Source organism: Arthrobacter sp. FW306-05-C (genome assembly GCF_021801725.1).
GTDB lineage: Bacteria > Actinomycetota > Actinomycetes > Actinomycetales > Micrococcaceae > Arthrobacter.
Map to the genome: position 1 here is coordinate 1,326,631 of NZ_CP084556.1, position 17,878 is coordinate 1,344,508.

Below are 17,878 nucleotides of genomic sequence, written 5' to 3' on the forward strand. Positions count from 1 at the left end.
GCCCGGTGGCGGCCCGGGCAGATGTCCCCATCGCGGGTTTTGCGCGGGTTCGGTACTCTGTCCCGGGGGAAAGCAAGCCTGCTGCCTGTCCTGCGAACAGGCCGCCATTCGGCTACACAATCTGAGGGAAAAGTAACGCTGTGACAACTCTGCTGGGGAAGCTTGGGCTGAAGAAGCGACACAAAAAACTGGCCACCGGTACTGCGTTTGGTGCTGTGGTGGCTGTTGTGGTGACGGGTGCTGTGTTGTATCCGGGGTTTAAGACCACTGAGGTGGAGTTGAATGACGGTGGCGTGTGGGTGGTGTCGAAGTCGAAGAATGCTGTGGGGCGGTTGAATTATCCGTCGCGGGTGTTGGATGGGGCGGTGACGCCGGCGTCGACGACGTTTGATGTGTTGCAGCATGCCGGTGAGGTGTTTGTTGATGATGAGACTGGTTCGACGTTGAATCAGGTGTCGCCGGCGAATATGCGTCTTGGTGGGGATAAGCAGTTGCCGGGGGCGGCTGATGTGAGTTTTGGTGCGCGGACGATTTCGGTGACGGATGCTGCGTCGGGGAAGGTGTGGGCGGTGTCGCCGTCCACGGTGAATGGTTTTGATAAGGAAGCGTCCGAGCCGGTGATGGTGGGTTCGGAGGGGATTGTGTCGGCGGTGGGTGCCGATGACCGGATTTATTCTGCGGATCCGAAGACCGGGGTGGTGACGGTGACGGGGGTGGATGCCAGTGGGGCGGTGACGTCCTCGGAGTCCAGTGCCTGGGATGGTCTTAAGGGTGCGGGGGATTTGCAGATGACGGTGGTGGGGGACCGGCCGGTGGTGTTGGATGCTGCGGCGGGGAACCTGTTTTTGCCTGGTGGTAAGAAGTTGGCGTTGGAGAATGCGCGGGAGGCGAAGCTGCAGCAGGCCGGGCCGGGCAGTGATGTTGTGGCGGTGGCGACGCGGTCGGCGTTGTTGGAGCAGCCGTTGGGTGGGGGGACTGCGAGGACGGTGACCTTCGATGGTGAGGGTGTTCCGGCTGCTCCGGTGCAGTTGGGTGGTTGTGTGCATGCGGCGTGGTCGGGGGCGAATAAGTATGTCCGGGATTGCGTCAATGATGGGGACGATAAGAAGGTGGACGTGCCTAAGGCGAGTGCGTCGCCGTCGTATGTTTTCCGGGTGAACCGGGATCTGGTGGTCCTCAATGATGTGAATTCGGGCAATGTGTGGCTGGTGAACCAGAACATGCAGCTGGTCAACAACTGGGACGACGTCATCCCGCCCAAGAACCAGTCCGAAGACCAGGACCAGGAATCCGCGGACAACAACACCATCAACGTGCTGCCGGACCGGACCAAACCCAACCGGCCGCCGGAAACCAAGCCTGACGCCGTGGGCGTACGCCCGGGCCGCACCACCATTCTCAGCGTCCTGGACAACGACTCCGACCCCGACGGCGACGTCCTGACGGCCGCCGTGGCGGCGGACTCCGGACCCAAGTCGGGCAGCCTGGAAAGCATCTACGGCGGCACGGCCTTCCAGATTACCGTCCCCGCGGACGCCAAGCCGGGGACGGAGACCTTCAACTACAGTGCCTCCGACGGGCGCGGCCTGTCCGCAACCGGCCAGGTCACGCTCAGCGTCGTGGGACCCGACGAAAACAAGCCGCCGAAGTTCAAGCGCGGCGAGGACACCACCATGCTGGTGGAACAGGGCAAGACCGTCAGCCAGAACATCCTCACCGACTGGATCGACCCCGACGGCGACGACCTGGTGCTGCTGGACGCGAAAGCCGGCAACGAACAGGACCAGGTCAAGGTCCGGCGCGACGGCCTGCTCACCTTCCAGGACTCCGGGGCAACCGCCGGCAAGAAAAACGTCCAGGTCACCATCTGGGACGGCCGCGCCACCGTCACCGGCAAGGTGGTGGTCAACGTCCAGCCGCCCGGCGCCCTGGCGCCCGTGGTCAACGCCGATCACGTCACCGCCGTCGTAGGCCAGGACTTGGTCATCTCGCCACTCAAGAACGACGTGGACCCCAACGGCGGCGCCCTCCGCCTGGCGCAGGTGGAAGCCAACGGCCCGGCCGAACTGGGCCCCGTCACCGACGGCGGCACCTTCACGTTCCGCAGCAGCACCCCCGGGCCGGTCTACCTCACGTATATCGCCAGCAACGGGCCGCAAAGCAGCCAGGGCCTCATTCGCGTCGACGTCGAATCCGGCAACGACGGCGGGGACCCCGTGGCAGTCCATGACGTGGCACTGATGCCCACCGGCGGAAGCGTGCTGCTGGACCCCTTGGCCAACGACTCCGACCCCTCCGGCGGGGTGCTGGTGCTGCAGTCCGTGAAGCTTCCGGACAACGCGACAGTTTCAGTCAGCGTGATCAACCACAGCGTCCTGCGGATTACCGACATCCTGGGGACCAAGGACCCCATCCTGTTCGAATACACCATGTCCAACGGCAAGAAGTCCGCCACCGGGAGTGTCTCCGTGGTACCCGTCCCTGCGCCGGCCGTCGTGGAGGCCCCGCAGCCCAAACCGGACGAAGTGAATGTCCGCGTCAACGACGTGGTCACCATCCCGGTCCTGGACAACGACACCCACCCGCAGGGCCAGGAACTGAGCGTGGACCCGGTCCTGCCGCAGTCCGTTGATCCCGCCGACGGAAAGAGCTTCGTCTCGGAGAACACGCTCCGCTTCATCGCGGGCGCCCAGCCCAAGACCGTGCGTGCCATCTACAACGCCGTGGACCCCCAGGGCCAGAAGAGCGCCGCAGCCGTCACCATCCACATCCTGCCGCTCGAAGGCGCCGAGAACTCCAGGCCCCAGCCGCGCAACCTGACCGCCCGCGTGGTGGCCGCCGGCACCGTCCGGATCCCCGTGCCCCTCGACGGCATCGACCCCGACGGTGACTCCGTGCAGTTGACCGGCATCGACAGTACCCCTGCCATGGGCACCGCCACCGTGGGCAGCAACTTCATCGACTTCACTGCCGCGGGCGACGGCGCCGGGACCGACACTTTCCGCTACAAGGTGGTGGACCGCCAGGGTGTGGCAAATACGGGCACCGTGACGGTGGGCATTGCACCGCGTGGTGAGATCAACCAGAAGCCAACCCCGGTTGATGACGAAGTCCGGGTCCGGCCGGGCCGGCAGATCGCGGTGGACGCCATTGCCAACGACACCGATCCCGACGGCGACCGCATCCGCATCCTCACAGACGGCATCGAGGCCGACCCCGCCCTGCAGGCCACCGTCAGCAAGAACAGTGGCCGCATCATCCTCCTGGCACCCAACGAGGCCGGTACCGTCAACGTCCGCTACACAGTTGCCGACGACCGCGACGCCACCGCCCAGGCCACCATCCGCCTGGTGGTTGACAATGACGTGCCCCTGAAGGCCCCGATCGCGCGCGACGACAGGGTCACCTCGGCCCAGGCCATGGGCAAGACGGCCGTGGAGGTCCCCGTCCTCAAGAACGATGAGGACCCGGACGGCGTGGGCGAAAACCTGAAGATCAGCACCGAGGCCACCACCGCACGTCCCGGGGGCAACGGCAATGTTCTGGTGGACCTCACCGAACAGCCCCAGCTCATTCCATACACCGTCGAAGACGTGGATGGGCAGCAGTCCACCGCGATCATCTGGGTCCCGGGCCTGGGCCAGCAAGTTCCCACCCTGGCCAAGGACGAGGTCATCGAAGTGGTCGCCGGGCAGTCCGTTGACGTCGACCTGAAGGAATGGGTCAAGGTACGCGAAGGCCGCTCGCCCCGGCTGACCCAGGCGGACCGGATCAAGCTCATTGGGGCCGACGGCGGCGATCCCATCATCCGGGACGGTGCAGGCCTTAAATACTCCGCGGGAGCTGGCTATGTCGGCCCTGGATCACTCACCTTCGAGGTGACCGACGGTACAGGACCCGATGATCCGGCCGGTCTCAAGTCGACCCTCAGCATCCGCACCAAGGTCCTGCCGGACCCCAACAAGAACAACCCGCCGGACCTGCTGGGCGCCACCGTGGACGTTCCCAAGGGTGACTCGGCCAGCACCGACCTCGGAAAGCTGACCTCCGATCCCGACCAGGACGACGTCCAGAAGATGAAGTATGAGATGGTGGGGGACTCTCCCGGGGGCTTCAACGCCCGGATCGAAGGCAACACGCTGAAGGTTTCGGCGGCAGACTCCACGGCAACCGGGACCCGGGCGGCTGTGCAGGTCAAGGCGACGGATCCGCGCGGGCTTGAAGCGACTGCCACCTTCCAGCTTTCGGTGACCGCTTCGAACCGGCCCAAGCCGGTGGCCAACGACGACGTCGAACCAAACGCTGCCGCAGGAAAGCCCGTGACCATCAACGTCCTGGCGAACGACGCCAACCCATTCCCGGAAACTCCGCTGAAGATCATCGCAGCCAACACGGAAACCGGCAGTGGCAACGTGGGCGTCAACGGTGACTCGATCACCGTGACCCCTGCACCTGGCTTCACCGGAACCCTGGTGGTGGCGTACACGGTGGAGGACAAGACGCAGGACAGCTCCCGGCACGCTACGGCCCGGGTCCGGCTTACGGTCAAGGACAAGCCGGCCTCGCCCACCACTCCGCAGGCCCAGAGCGTGGGTGACCAAACCGCACTCCTCAACTGGTCCGCGCCCGCAGACCGCGGTTCAGCCATCACCAAGTACACCGTGTACGGGGAGGGCGGCTTCCGGCAGGACTGCCCGGCCAACACCTGCACCCTGAACGGCCTGACCAACAACACCACCTACCACTTCCAGGTGACGGCCACCAACGAGTTCGGTGAGTCTGAGCGGTCCCCGGCCTCGGCCGATGTCCGCCCCGATGTGAAGCCGGATACCCCTCTCGCGCCGGCGCTGAAGTTCGGCGACAAGCAGCTGACGGTCGCCTGGGCCGCTCCGGCCAGCAAGGGATCGCCCGTGAAGTCCTACGACCTGGAAATCTCGCCGGCGCCTGCTGGCCAGAACGCCCAGATCCAGGGGCTGACGTCGGTCAACTACGTGTGGAAGGGCCTGCAGAACGGCGTGTCCTACAAGGTGAGGGTCCTGGCCAGGAACGACGCCAAGGATCCGTCCGAGTGGAGCCCTTATTCGGCGGCGGAAGTTCCCGCGGGAGTGCCGGCAACACCGGCTGCGCCAGGCGTGGCACAGGCCACGCCTGTGGGTTCCCAGAGCCAACTGAGGGTGGTTTGGTCGGCGCCCAATAACAACGGTGATGCCATTTCGGCCTACACCCTGACCACGCTTCGGGGCGGAGCTGCAATCTCAAGCCAGCAGGTTACGGGGACGTCGCAGAACGTGACCGTGGACAACTCCGAAACCAACTACACCTTCACTGTGTCTGCCACCAACAAGGCTGGGACGAGCGCCACCAGTGCGCAGTCCGCCGCGATCCGGGCAGCAGGAAAGCCCGGCACTGTGAACGCTGGGACTGTCAAGGAGAACGGGACCAGCGGTCAGCTCGATGTGACGTTCACGCCCCTGACGGAGGCGCAGCGCAACGGGTCCACCGCGTCAGAAATCGCATACTCCTACAATGCCGACGGCAAGACCGGGGCCATTAGGGCAGGCGGTGGAACCATCGGTGGGATGACCAACGGCCGCGACATCACCGTGACCATCATTGCCACGTCCACGAAGAACAACATGTCCGGTGACGCGAAGGCAATCGGTACTGGCAACCCCTACGGTCCTGCCAACGCCCCGAACGTGAACGGCACCACATCGGCCAAGGGTGATGGCCAGGTGCACTGGACCTGGAATGATCCCGCGACGAACGGCAGGCCGCTCAGCTACTACGAGGTGAGCCTGGATGGCGGCGGCTGGCAGAACGTTGGCAAGGCGAACAAGTTCGACGCCGGAGCCGGCGGCTGGAACCAGAGCCACAAACTGCGGGTCCGCGCATTCACCGTCACGGCCGGCGCAATCGGCGGACCGGTCACCTCGACGTCCGGCCCGGACAACACCCCGCCTCCGCCAACGGACTGGAACGTCACGGCCAGCCCGACCCGAAGCTGTACCGAGCCCCGGAAGGGAACGGACAGCTTCGTGGCGGGCAACCCGTCCCAATGCAACGGCGAGGGCATTTGGCTTGATGCCGGCGCCTACTCCCGGGCCGACCGCTACCAGGTCTGGTACAAGACCTCGAATAACCCCAGCGGCATCTGGTATCACCTCAGCGACGGGATGGCCAAGGGCAACTGGCTCCGCTGCGACACCTCCAACGTTGGCTGCAACCCGCCAAACGGCATGCCAAACCGCTAGCAATTTCCAGCATCATCTCGCATCCGTGGCACTCGAAAAACCGGGCTCCACCAACACCTGAACCAATAAAGGAAGCGCACCCTATGACCATGACCATCGAGCAGGCCGAGTGGTTTGCCGACACATTCCAAAAGCTGGTTGCCAATGTGGGGCAGGCGGTGCTGGGCAAGGAACACGTCATCCGGCTGACCTTCACCGCGATGCTGGCCGAGGGCCACGTCCTGTTCGAGGATGCGCCGGGCACGGGCAAGACCTCCCTGGCCCGGGCCCTCGCCGCCACCGTGCAGGGTTCCAACAACCGTATCCAGTTCACCCCTGACCTCCTTCCCTCGGACGTCACGGGCGTGACCATCTACGACCAGAAGACGCAGAAGTTCGAGTTCCACAAGGGCCCGATCTTCAACAACATCGTGCTGGCCGATGAAATCAACCGTGCCTCGCCCAAGACCCAGTCAGCTCTCCTCGAGGTCATGGAGGAGTCCCGGGTCACTGTGGATGGCGTCACCTACTCCGCGGGCCGCCCGTTCATGGTCATGGCCACCCAGAACCCCATCGAGCAAGCCGGCACGTACCGCCTTCCCGAAGCCCAGCTGGACCGCTTCCTGATCAAGACATCCATCGGTTACCCGGACCACGCGTCCACCGTCCGCCTCCTGGGCGGCAGCAACCTGAAGGACCGGTCCAAGGACCTCTCCGCCGTCATCACCACCCAGGCGGTGGCGGACATGGCGGACCTCGCGGCAACGGCACACATCGACACCGCGGTGCTGGAGTACATCTCCCGCCTGTGCGAGGAAACCCGCAACGCTCCCGAAACCAGGCTCGGCGTCTCCGTGCGCGGCGCCCTTGCCATGGTGCGGGCCGCCAAGGTGTGGGCCGCCTCGCAGGGACGCAACTTCGTGCTGCCGGATGACATCAAGGAACTGGCCCCCGTGGTGTGGACCCACCGGTTCGTGATGGACCCCGAAGCCGAGTTCTCCGGTGCCACCGCAGAGGCCGTGCTGACCAGGATCCTCGCCGACGTCGCCGCACCGCAGCAGCGCACCAACGCCTGACCGGCTGGCTGCAGCCCGGCGCTGCAGCCGCCACCACTCCATCCCAGCGCAACAACGAAGGCACACCCTTATGTCCGACGGCACGTCCAGCGGCACCCCGTTGACCCGGCTCACGGAGCGATTCCAACAGCTCTTCCACCGGAACGGCCGCCCCACCCGCCTGCACCCTGCAGCGGTATGGTCCGAAGCCAGCAGCACAGCCCTCCAGGCCCTGACACCTGCCTGGCGGGCCGGCCGCGACACCTGGCTGAAGTATGCCTGGCCGGTGCTTTCCGTAGTCAGCATCCTGGGCTGGTCCGTCCTGGCCGCCGCCATCCTGCTCTGGACCACGGGCCAGGCATTCGGCTGGCAGGAAGCCACCGCGGCCTCCATTGCTGCCTTCGCCATGTTTGTGATCGCGGTGGCCTTCATCCTGGGCCGGTCCTCCTACGGGGTGGTCCTGGACCTGGCCCGTACGCGGGTCGCGGTGGGGGACAGTGCCGTGGGCAGCATTGCCGTCTCCAACACTTCCGCGCGGCCACTGCTGCCGGCCGCGCTGGAACTGCCCGTGGGCAGCACCACCGCGGTGTTCCACCTGCCGCGGATGAAGCCCGGGCAAGTCCACGAGGACCTGTTCACCATCCCCACCGCCCGGCGCGCCGTCATCGTGGTGGGACCGGTCCGCTCCGTCCGCGCAGACCCACTGCACCTGCTGCGCCGCCAGGTCCTCTGGACCGAGCCGGAAGACCTCTTCGTCCACCCACGTACCGTCGCCTTGGCAGGCTCGGCCGCAGGCTTCATCCGCGACCTCGAAGGCATGCCCACCACAGACCTCTCCAGCGCCGACGTTTCCTTCCACGCACTGCGCGACTATGTGCCGGGGGACGACCGCCGGCACATCCACTGGAAGACCACCGCCCGCACCAACAAGCTGATGGTGCGCCAGTTCGAGGAAACGCGACGTGCCCACCTGGCCATTTCGCTGTCCATCAACACCGAGGAATACGCCTCCGAAACCGAGTTCGAGATGGCCATCTCGGTGGCTGCCTCCATCGGCCGCCAGGCCATCCGCGAGCAGCGGGAACTGGATGTCCTGACCCAAAAGGGGCCCCTGCGCTGCGAAACCGGCCGCAACATGCTGGACGACATGACACGGATCGTCGGCACTCCGATGCGCCGCACCGCCGTCGACCTCGCCCGGACCCTGGCCGACACCGTCCCCAACGCCTCCGTGGTCTTCTTCGTGGTGGGCAGCAACGTCACGGCGACCCAGCTCCGTTCCGCCGCCGCCTCGGTACCGCCCGGCGTGCGAAGCCTGGCCGTACGGGTGGAAGCCGGGGCGGCCCCCACCCGGGCCAACATCGCAGACCTTACTGTCCTGACGCTCGGCGACCTGGCCGACCTTGCCATCGTGCTGAGAAAGGCGGCCGCATGAGCACCGCACCGGGCCGTTCCCCACAGACGTCCATCCCGCCCACCCGTACCCGCCGGAAAACTGCCGCCCATGAGTCGGCTTTCGCTGACGGGCAGCCGCTGTGGCACTTCCTGCTCGACGCCGGCGCCCTGGTGGTCCTGCTGGGCCTGGGCCTGCTTGGCTTCGGCCTGAGCTTCGGCGGCGACCCCTATTACCTGCTGTCGGGTTTCGGGGGCATCATCCTGGGCCTGGCGATTGGGGCGGCGAACGCCCACCTGCGCCTGGGCCTGCTGATTACCACTGCCCTGGCGCTGGCAGCGTACCTGGTGCTCGGCACCTGGCTGGCCGTGCCGGACGCCGCCATCGCCGGCTTCGTCCCCACCCTGGACTCGCTGCGCACCCTGCTGCTGGGCGTCGTCTTCGCCTGGAAGGACATGCTCACCGTGGGCGTACCGGTGGGCACGGCGGGCGGCGTGCTCATCGTCCCGTTCCTGAGCTCGTTCATCACAGCCCTCCTGGCCGCGCTCCTGACCTGGCGGCTCCGCAGCCCCTACCTGCCCCTCCTGCCGGTACTGGTCCTGTTCGTCACGGGCATCGCCTTCAGCACCAACGCCGCGTTCTTGACCCTGGAACGCGGAATCGGCCTGACCGTCCTCGGAATCGCCTGGGCAACCTTCCGCCGGGACGCCCTGCGCCGGAACAGCACCAAGCGGGTGGCGGTGAACAACCCGCAAAATGAAAGTTCCACTGCGCGGCGGGCCAGGATCCGCCGGCTGGGCATGGCCGCCGGCGTCATCGCCGTCAGCGTGGGAATTACCGCGGTGGCTGTCCCGCTGGTCAGCGCCGGCGAGGACCGGAAAGTTCTCCGCAACGTGGTGGTGCCGCCGTTCGATCCCAAGGACTACATCACCCCGCTCGCCAGTTTCCGGACCTACGTGAAGGACAAGAAGGACGACACCCTGTTCGTAGTCAAGGGCCTCCCGCGCGATGGCCGGGTGCGCCTGGGAGCCCTGGATGCCTTCAACGGCACCAACTACAACATGGACCCCAACGGCTCGGGCAACTTCAGCAAGGTGGGCGACGCCAAGTCCATCAATACGCTCGCCGACACGTCCGGGGTAGTGCCCACCAACGACTACTCGATCAGCATCAGCATCGAGGACTACCAGGGCTTTTTCGTGCCCGGCGGCCGCAAGACCACCGGCATCAGCTTTGACCAGTCCGGCTCCGCCGCGGCTGCCGGCCTCTACTTCAACCCGGGATCCGACACCGCCGTCTCCACCAGCGGGCTGTCCAAGGGCGACTCCTACACTGTCCAGGTCTCCGATCCCGTCAAGCTTGAGCACGGGCAGCTGACCCAGTACGACTTCGCCAAGGTCTCCCTCCCGGACCCCCTGGAGGTACCGCCGGTAGTAGGCTCACAGGCCAACGACCTGTCTGCCGATGCCCCGACGGCGATCGACCGGGTGCGCCAGATCGAGGCGCATTTCCAGAAGACCGGCGCCTTCAGCAACGGCCTGGTGAGCGAGGGGCAGCTGCCCAGCGTCTCGGGCCACGGCTCCGCCCGCATCCGCAGCCTGCTGACCGCCAAGCAGATGCTCGGCGACGACGAACAGTACGCGGTGGCCATGTCCCTGATGCTGCGGCACCTTGGCATCCCGTCCCGCGTTGTGATGGGCTTCTACCCGGAGCCGACCAGCCCCGAAAACGGTGCGGGCGAGGTAAAGATCACCGGCAAGGACGTCCACGCCTGGGTGGAAGTGGCGTTCGAGCGGGTGGGCTGGGTCAGCTTCGATCCCACCCCGCCCAAGGACAACATCCCCATCCCGCCGGACCCCGAAAGCAAGTCCAAGCCCAAGCCGCAGGTGCTGCAGCCGCCGCCCCCGCCGCAGGAGCCGGCGGACCTGCCGCCGGACTCCTCACCGGACGCGCTGGACGCGGACCAGAAGAAGAACAATCCGTGGCTGTTCTGGGGCGCGCTCCTGGGCGCCCTGGGCGTCGCCGCCATTCCGCTGGTCATCCTGGCACTGCCGCTGTTGCTGATCGCTTTGCTGAAGGCACGACGGCGGAAGTCGCGTTTCCGTGACGGCCACCCCGCCCAGCGTGTGGGCGGAGGTTGGAACGAGGTGGTGAGCCTGGCGACGGACCTGGGTGCCGCCGTCGACACCCGTTCGACACGGCGCGAAAGCGCCGCTGTCCTCGCCGAGGCTTTCCCCGCAACCTCGGGGACCACCACCATGCTGGCCCGCCGTGCGGACGCGTCAATCTTCGGGGCCGGGGAACCGACGGAGGAGCAGGTCCGGGAGTACTGGACGATCGTTGACGGGTCGCTCAAGGAGATGACATCCGGGATGGGCTTCTGGCGCCGGCAGCAGGCGCGGTTTTCGCCGCGCTCGCTGCTCGCCGACGCCCGGACGGCCATGAACTCCGGCAGGAGCCTCAAGCTGCGCGGCGGCCGATTGGCATTGCCGACGGTCCCTGGGATCCTTGCCGCACGCCGCCGCCGAACGTCCGGCAATGCTGATGCGCCGCCGCCCCGGGAGCAAGAACCCACCCAGCAAGGACCAAGCCAGCAGTGATGCCCGACGCCGAACGCTGCCCCCGCTGCCAGCAGCAGATCCGTGCGGGGGCCACCTTCTGCACTGCCTGCGGCGCGCCGCTGCCCAACCGGGCGGCGCGCCGCACCCGCACTCCGGACCCGCTTCCCGATCACGGCCCCAGTGCTGCCAGGGAGGCGCGCCCCGAGCATGCGCCGGGGATTCCCGGTACTATCCCGGTAGTAGAAAGGCCCCCGGCAGGTCAGCCGGCGGGCAGCGCATTGACGGGCCCTGTACGCACGGGCTCCGGGCCGGGCAGGACCGGAGGTTCCACGAAGGTGGAAACCGCTCCAGGGGGAGGAACGGGAATGGCAGTAAACCTTCAGCTTGTTCCGGCTACGGCGGGCAAGCGGCTTGGTGCTGCCGTCATTGACTGGCTGCCCGGGGTGGCGGTGCTGGTGGTGACGTTCGCCATTGGCTTTGCCGGCATCACGCGGACCAGGAGCGGCGGCTTCATTGTCTACGACACGTCGTCCCTGGTGCTTTTCGGCGGCATCGGCCTTGGCCTGACCCTGGCCTACCTGTTTGTCGTCCTCGGGCTGGAGGGCCGCAGCGGCAAGACGCCCGGCAACCTGCTGATGGGCATCCGCAGCGCGGACCAGGACGGCTACGCGCCCGGCGCCGGAGCTGTGTTCCTGCGCGGTCTCATTACCGGAGCCGGCGTCCTGCTGGCCTTGCTCGCGGCGGTGCTGGTGGTGGTGTTCAAGTGGTTTGACGTTGCGTTGTTCATTCTGGGGCCGCTGGTCCTGGTGGCTGCCGTCTGGGCTGTGCTGGTGGTTGTTTCCTGCACATGGGACAAGAACGGCGGGCTGCGCGGCTGGAATGACACCGCGGCCAAGACCTTGGTTTTCGACGTCAAAGCGGGCCGGGACCCCATCACCACGGGTGGCATCCAGGGGCCCTACAGCTTCGCGCCCTTGGACCTTCCGCCCGTCCAGCAGGTGCTGTCCCCGGTTGCTGGAGCCAAAGCGCCGCACGCGGCAGGATCCCGGGCATCGGCGTCCGGGATATCGGCGTCCCCAACAGCTTCATCCCAGCCACCGGCATCCTTCACGCCGGCACACTCCGCGCCGGCGCCCGTCGCGCCCCAGCCTGACGTGACCCAGGCCGCGGCGCCCCCGGCAGTTGCAGCCCAAGCACCCCAGGCACCTGCGCCGTCGGCCGCCCTGCCATCCCAGACCATGCCGTACACCTCGCCGGCATCCTTCGCGCCGCCGGCCGGTGGCACGCCCGCCGATAGCGCCCCTGCTGCTGGTGCCCAGGTTTCGCCGGCAGGCTTCGAGCAGGCTAGCGCGCAGTCCTTTGTGCCTGCCGGCGCTGCCTCCGGTCACCGGATGCCCCCACCGCATGTGGACGACGACGTCGAACGCACCCAGGTGCGCCCCGGCACCAATCGGCCGGCCCAGGCCGCAGTCCTGCGCATCCGCCTCGACGACGGCAGGGACTTCCAGCTGGACCGCAGCGTCCTAGTGGGCCGCAACCCCGTGGGACAGGTCGGGGAACAGCATGCCCAGCTGCTGGCCGTGGACGATCCCGGCCGCTCCATTTCGAAGACGCACCTGCACCTGCTCACCGACGGCGCAGGCATCTGGGTGACGGACCGGCACTCAACCAACGGAAGCGCCGTCACCACCCCGGACGGGCTGCGCACCCCGCTGGTGCCGGGCGTCCCCACCTTTGTTACCCCGGGATCCAGCGTGAATTTTGGAGACCGTACCTTTTACCTAGGACAGGCATGAACCAGCACCCCGCCAGTGTTTCCTCCACCATCCAGCCGGGGCCGGGCCTTAGCCTCTCCTGCGGCTACGGGACGGACAGGGGGCTCCGCCGGGAGCTGAATGAGGATTCGTACATAGCCGCCGATCCAGTCTTCGCCGTGGCCGACGGCATGGGCGGCCACGAAGCCGGCGAGATTGCCAGCGGCCTGTGCGTGCGTGCCCTGGCCGAGATGCCCCAGGTCACCACGGGGGAGCGGAACATCACTGCGTCCGTCCTCCAGCAGCACCTGGTCCGCGCCGACGCCTCCATCCGTGAAGCCGCCGGTGCCCGCGCCGGTACCACGCTGACGGGCGCGGTCATTGTGGAACAGATGGGCATGCCGTACTGGCTGGTGATGAACATCGGCGACTCCCGCACCTACCGGCTCAGCCTGGGACGCTTCGAGCAGATCAGCGTGGACCACTCGGAAGTCCAGGAACTGGTGGACGCCGGTGAAATCACCCCCCAGGAAGCCACCGTCCACCCGCGCCGGCATGTGGTGACGCGGGCCCTGGGCACCGGGGATGAGACGGAGGCGGACTACTGGCTCCTCCCCGTCGAGGAAGGCGACCGCGTGCTGGTCTGTTCCGACGGCCTGACCGGCGAACTGGCAGACGATGACATCCTCCGGATCCTCAGCACCGTGCCAGACCCGCAGGACGCCGTGGACGCCCTGATCCAGGCGGCCCTGCGCAACGGCGGCCGTGACAACGTCACCGCCATCGTGGTGGACGCCCGCAACGTGGCGAACGACGACGGCGCGGGCACCACGGCGCCCCGCCACACCACCGCTGACGGGGACGAAGTGACGCTGCCGCGCCCGCAGTCCTCCGAGGCCGTGACAGAACCGTTGCCCGAACCGCTGGTGGACGGCACGGCATTGGAAGCAAGGACCGCGCTGACTGACGGCACTTCGCTCGAGGAAGAGCCGGGCGATGACCGGCGCTAGCTACATTCCCGGCGGCTGGTTGGGCATCGTCCGGTCCCGCACCGCAGTCCTGCTGGGACCGGAGGCGCCCGCTGAACTGGCCGGTGCACTGTGGGAACTCCTGGCCGGCCGGCCCGAACCGCACGAGGTCCTCGCTGCCGTGACCAGCAGCTCCGGCGGGTCCCTTACTCGCATTCCGTCCTTCGCCATCCTCGATTTCAACGGATCGCTGCGAGTGTTCCTGCGCGGCGCCGTCGACCTCACCATCGAACAGCCCGGCGGAGCGGTGGACCTTGACGGCAGGGACGTGACCACCTGGAACGAACGCAAGTTCGTGGTGCCCGGCACGTGCAGGGTCGGCATTGCGGACGGCGGCACCGAAGGCAACGGTGGTCCACAGAACGCTGCGGGCCCCGAACTGCCGCTGGGCGAGGGCGTGGTGCTGCTGCGGTCCCTGACCTTTGGAGCGCCCTCTGGTCCGGCTGCCGTCGATGGCCCCGCCGCCGTGGATGGCGCGGCGGACGGGAAAGGCCCGGCGGCTGCGAACGGTAAGGACGCAGCCCAGAGTTCCACCGCTCCCGACGGGCCATTCGCAGTGAACGCTGCCGGGGAAGTGGACGGCATGGGCGAAGTGAACGGTATCGCCGACGCCATCCATGGTAACGAGACAGTGGTGGGAGTCATTGACGAGGACCTGGACACGGACCAGCCCGAGGACCCTGCCCCTGACTTTAACGACGAACTGGACGCTGATGCTGACTTGAACGACGACTTGGAGGGGGAACGCGCGGAAGAAGCGAACCTGCCCCAGGCATTCGCCGCCGAGGCTCTAGACCCCGAGGCTCTTGACCCAGACGGCCTTGACCCAGACGCCACCATCGCTCCGGGCGCCATCATCGACGCTGATGATGAACTGCTGGGAGCACCTGCCACTTTGGGACCGGTTAGCGACGGAACGGCGGGGCCGGAAAGCGAGCCCATCGACGCCGCTCCGGCGGAGGAACTCACCAGCTCCTACGACCACCTCTGGGACCGCACTGTTATGCGGAACATTGAGGACGCAGCGGTGCGCGAGGAACCCGACGCCGACTCCGGCCACGTGGTCCCGCAGCAACCACCGGCCCTGCCCGCGGCCGAACCGCTGGCCGCCCTTGGTTCGGCGGAGGATGCCAGCCCGCAACTCCCGGCAGCCGGCTCCGGGTCCGCAGGGGACCCCCGCGCTGGCACCCGCGCTGACGACCCGGCAGCAATTGGCCCGGACACCGGAGCAGCGCCTCCCACGCCCCGCCCTGCTTCCACGGGCCTCATCGATTCCGTGCCCTGGCGTACCGGCGGAGCAGCGTCAACACCCACCCCGGAAACTGCCCCATCGCCAAGCCCCGGCACGACACCGTCACCGGCAGCTGGGCCCCCCGCTTCAACCGACGGCGGACCCGCCGGCGCAACCCAGGGACCACATCAGGCCCAGCCGGAGGTTGGCTTCGATCCCGACCACGATGGCCAGACGGTCATGAAGAGCAGCCTCCCGGGAGCAGGTCCGGGCCTGGCCGCGAACCCGTCGGCCGCGCAGCGGGATGCAGGCGACGGCCCGGTGGTACTGGCCCGCGTATGTTCACAAGGCCACGCCAACCCGCCCACCCGTTCCCAGTGCAGCGCCTGCGGTGCCGCACTGCTGCCCGATGCCGTTCAAGTGGCACGTCCCCGGCTGGGCCGGATGCGGCTGTCCACCGGCGAACTGCTGGACCTGGACCAGTCAATGGTCATCGGCCGCCAGCCCTCCGTATCACGGGTCCAGGGCGGGGTCATGCCGCGTCTGGTCCAGGTGGCAAGTCCCGGCGGTGACATCTCACGGTCCCACGTAGAGGTGCGGCTCGAGGGCTGGCACGTCATGCTCTGCGACCTCAAAGCCACCAACGGCACCGTCCTGGTCCGCGAAGGCCAGCCGCCGCGCCGGCTGGCCCAAAACGAGATGGCCATCCTGCTCGACGGCGACATCGCGGAACTGGGCGACAACATCTCACTGCGTTTTGAGGAGATTCCGTGAGTTCCAAACGGCCCGTCGCGCCGCCGCCCCGCATCCCGGGGTTCACCTACATCAGCCTGCTGGGATCCGGCGGCTTCTCCGACGTCTACCTGTACGAGCAGGACAGGCCGCGCCGGAAGGTGGCGGTCAAGGTACTGCTCTCCGACCTGAAGACGGAGGGCGCCCGCCGGCGGTTCGAGTCCGAGGCCAACCTGATGGCCCAGCTGTCCTCGCACCCGTACATCGTCACCATCTTTGAAGCGGAAGTAACCGACGACGGGCACTCCTACCTGGCCATGGAGTACTGCTCCCGGCCCAGCCTGGATGTCCGGTACCGGCGGCAGCGCTTCAGCGTCGACGAGGTCCTGGCGGTGGGCATCCAAGTGGCGTCCGCCGTCGAAACCGCCCACCGCGCCGGCATCGCACACCGCGACATCAAGCCTGCCAACATCCTGGTCACGGACTACAACCGCCCGGCCCTCACCGACTTCGGCATTTCCGGAACCCTGGCCGGGGACGCGGACGATGACTCCGGAATGTCCATCCCGTGGTCCCCGCCGGAGCAGTTCCGGGACGGCCCCGTAGACGGCATCATGGTGGACGTCTGGGCCCTGGGCGCCACGCTCTACACGCTGCTGGCCGGACGCTCGCCCTTCGTCATGCCCGGGGCGGACAATTCGCAGCGCGAGCTGATCAACCGGATCAGCAACACGGCCCTGCCGCGGCTGGGCCGGGCCGATGTGCCCGAGTCCCTGGAACTGGCGCTGGCCACGGCCATGGCCAAGTCACCGCAGTCCCGGTACTCGTCGGCCCACGCCTTCGCCCTGGCCCTGCAGCGCATCCAGGCCGAGCTCAACCTCTCGGTCACGCCCTTCGAGGTCCTGGAGGAGCCCCAGCAGGACGAGGGCCACCCGGACGACGGCACCGAGGAGACCCGCGTCCGCAGCATCGCTGCGATCGACCCGGAAGGCACCGGCAGCGCCCCCACTTTCCCGGCACGCACCCGCCCCGACACAGCCGGGGCCAATCATCCCGGGGCCGCAACCGACGCGACGGGACGCAGGACAGGCGCCGTCCCGCCGTCGTCCTTCACCCCTGCAGCCCCCAGCCAATGGCGACCTGCCCCGGCCGTTCCTTCCATCCCGGCAAGTCCGACAGGAGCACCGGGCTCCACCGGAACACCAGTAGCCGACGGCGACGGGCAGGGGGAGTGGGCCCAGTCCACCATCCTGCGCGGCAGCCCGGGAGCGGTGAACTACGGTGCGCCGGTAACCGACGCCGGGCAGGACGCCTACACTGCGGAGGCAACAGTCCAGCGGGCCGTAAAAGTGGACGAGCCGCAGGCGGCACCGGAAGCAGACCACGGGAAACGCAACCTGTGGCTGGCAATCACCGGCGGCACCCTCCTGGCGCTGGCGGCGGTGGTGGGCATCGTGGTGGCCAACGCCGCCCCGGGCCCGCCCAAGACCGTGGCTACCCAGCAGGTGACCAAGCCCCCTGCGGACGCTTTGGACAACGGCACTGTGCCGGACGTCGAAGGCCTCAAGGGATCCATCGGCGGCAACGGGGAGGCCAGCTTCACCTGGACCAACCCGCAGCCCAAGGAAGGGGACACCTACAAGTGGAAGGTGTACACCATGGGCGGGAACAGCGCTGAATTCCACGCAGTGGATAAGCCGCCGGTCAAGATCCGGCCCAACCCGACCGGGCAGACCTGCATCCAGGTGATGATCGTCCGCTCCGACGGGGCGTTCTCACCCATGGAGGAGAACTCCATCGCCTGCACCGGCCAGTGATGTCACTGCGCCGGCACATGGCATGCCGGCATCGGCACGCGGCAACAGCACACCACCAGTACTCCGGTTACCGG

The 17,878-nt window shown here is 67.4% G+C and carries 8 protein-coding genes; all 8 read left to right on the forward strand.

Going from position 1 to position 17,878, the window contains the following annotated elements; genetic code table 11:
- Window positions 1-140 precede the first annotated feature (140 nt).
- The 8 genes from LFT44_RS06155 to LFT44_RS06190 all read left to right on the forward strand — a co-directional run bounded on the left by LFT44_RS06155 (window position 141) and on the right by LFT44_RS06190 (window position 17,804).
- Entirely contained in the window at window positions 141-6,254 is a 6,114-nt protein-coding gene (locus LFT44_RS06155) for an Ig-like domain-containing protein (protein WP_236801783.1), read from the forward strand.
- An 83-nt stretch (window positions 6,255-6,337) separates the two neighbouring features.
- Window positions 6,338-7,309 carry an AAA family ATPase gene (locus LFT44_RS06160; RefSeq protein ID WP_236801784.1) on the forward strand — a complete coding sequence of 324 codons (972 nt, stop codon included), beginning with the start codon at window positions 6,338-6,340 and terminating at the stop codon, window positions 7,307-7,309.
- Between the two features lie 70 nt (window positions 7,310-7,379).
- Window positions 7,380-8,723, forward strand: coding sequence for a DUF58 domain-containing protein (locus LFT44_RS06165; RefSeq protein ID WP_236801785.1), 1,344 nt, complete (start codon window positions 7,380-7,382; stop codon window positions 8,721-8,723).
- Complete coding sequence (locus tag LFT44_RS06170) at window positions 8,720-11,281, forward strand: transglutaminase-like domain-containing protein (RefSeq protein ID WP_236801786.1); 2,562 nt, start codon at window positions 8,720-8,722, stop codon at window positions 11,279-11,281. The genes LFT44_RS06165 and LFT44_RS06170 overlap by 4 nt, the downstream gene beginning before the upstream one ends.
- Window positions 11,281-13,038 carry an RDD family protein gene (locus tag LFT44_RS06175; protein WP_236801787.1) on the forward strand — a complete coding sequence of 586 codons (1,758 nt, stop codon included), beginning with the start codon at window positions 11,281-11,283 and terminating at the stop codon, window positions 13,036-13,038. The genes LFT44_RS06170 and LFT44_RS06175 overlap by 1 nt, the downstream gene beginning before the upstream one ends.
- Window positions 13,035-14,006: a PP2C family protein-serine/threonine phosphatase gene (locus LFT44_RS06180; RefSeq protein ID WP_236801788.1), complete on the forward strand. Its 972-nt coding sequence runs from the start codon at window positions 13,035-13,037 to the stop codon at window positions 14,004-14,006. Before LFT44_RS06175 ends, LFT44_RS06180 begins: the two co-directional genes overlap by 4 nt.
- Window positions 13,993-16,029, forward strand: coding sequence for an FHA domain-containing protein (locus tag LFT44_RS06185; RefSeq protein WP_236801798.1), 2,037 nt, complete (start codon window positions 13,993-13,995; stop codon window positions 16,027-16,029). The genes LFT44_RS06180 and LFT44_RS06185 overlap by 14 nt, the downstream gene beginning before the upstream one ends.
- Window positions 16,026-17,804 (forward strand): serine/threonine protein kinase, encoded by a 1,779-nt coding sequence (locus LFT44_RS06190; RefSeq protein ID WP_236801806.1) that lies wholly within the window; start codon window positions 16,026-16,028, stop codon window positions 17,802-17,804. Before LFT44_RS06185 ends, LFT44_RS06190 begins: the two co-directional genes overlap by 4 nt.
- The last annotated feature ends 74 nt before the right edge of the window (window positions 17,805-17,878 follow it).

Bases quoted from the DNA above. Each gene is read 5' to 3' on its own strand.
- LFT44_RS06160 (WP_236801784.1), top strand. From the start codon at position 6,338: ATGACCATGACCATCGAGCAGGCCGAGTGGTTTGCCGACACATTCCAA.
- LFT44_RS06165 (WP_236801785.1), top strand. From the start codon at position 7,380: ATGTCCGACGGCACGTCCAGCGGCACCCCGTTGACCCGGCTCACGGAG.
- LFT44_RS06170 (WP_236801786.1), top strand. From the start codon at position 8,720: ATGAGCACCGCACCGGGCCGTTCCCCACAGACGTCCATCCCGCCCACC.
- LFT44_RS06175 (WP_236801787.1), top strand. From the start codon at position 11,281: ATGCCCGACGCCGAACGCTGCCCCCGCTGCCAGCAGCAGATCCGTGCG.
- LFT44_RS06180 (WP_236801788.1), top strand. From the start codon at position 13,035: ATGAACCAGCACCCCGCCAGTGTTTCCTCCACCATCCAGCCGGGGCCG.
- LFT44_RS06185 (WP_236801798.1), top strand. From the start codon at position 13,993: ATGACCGGCGCTAGCTACATTCCCGGCGGCTGGTTGGGCATCGTCCGG.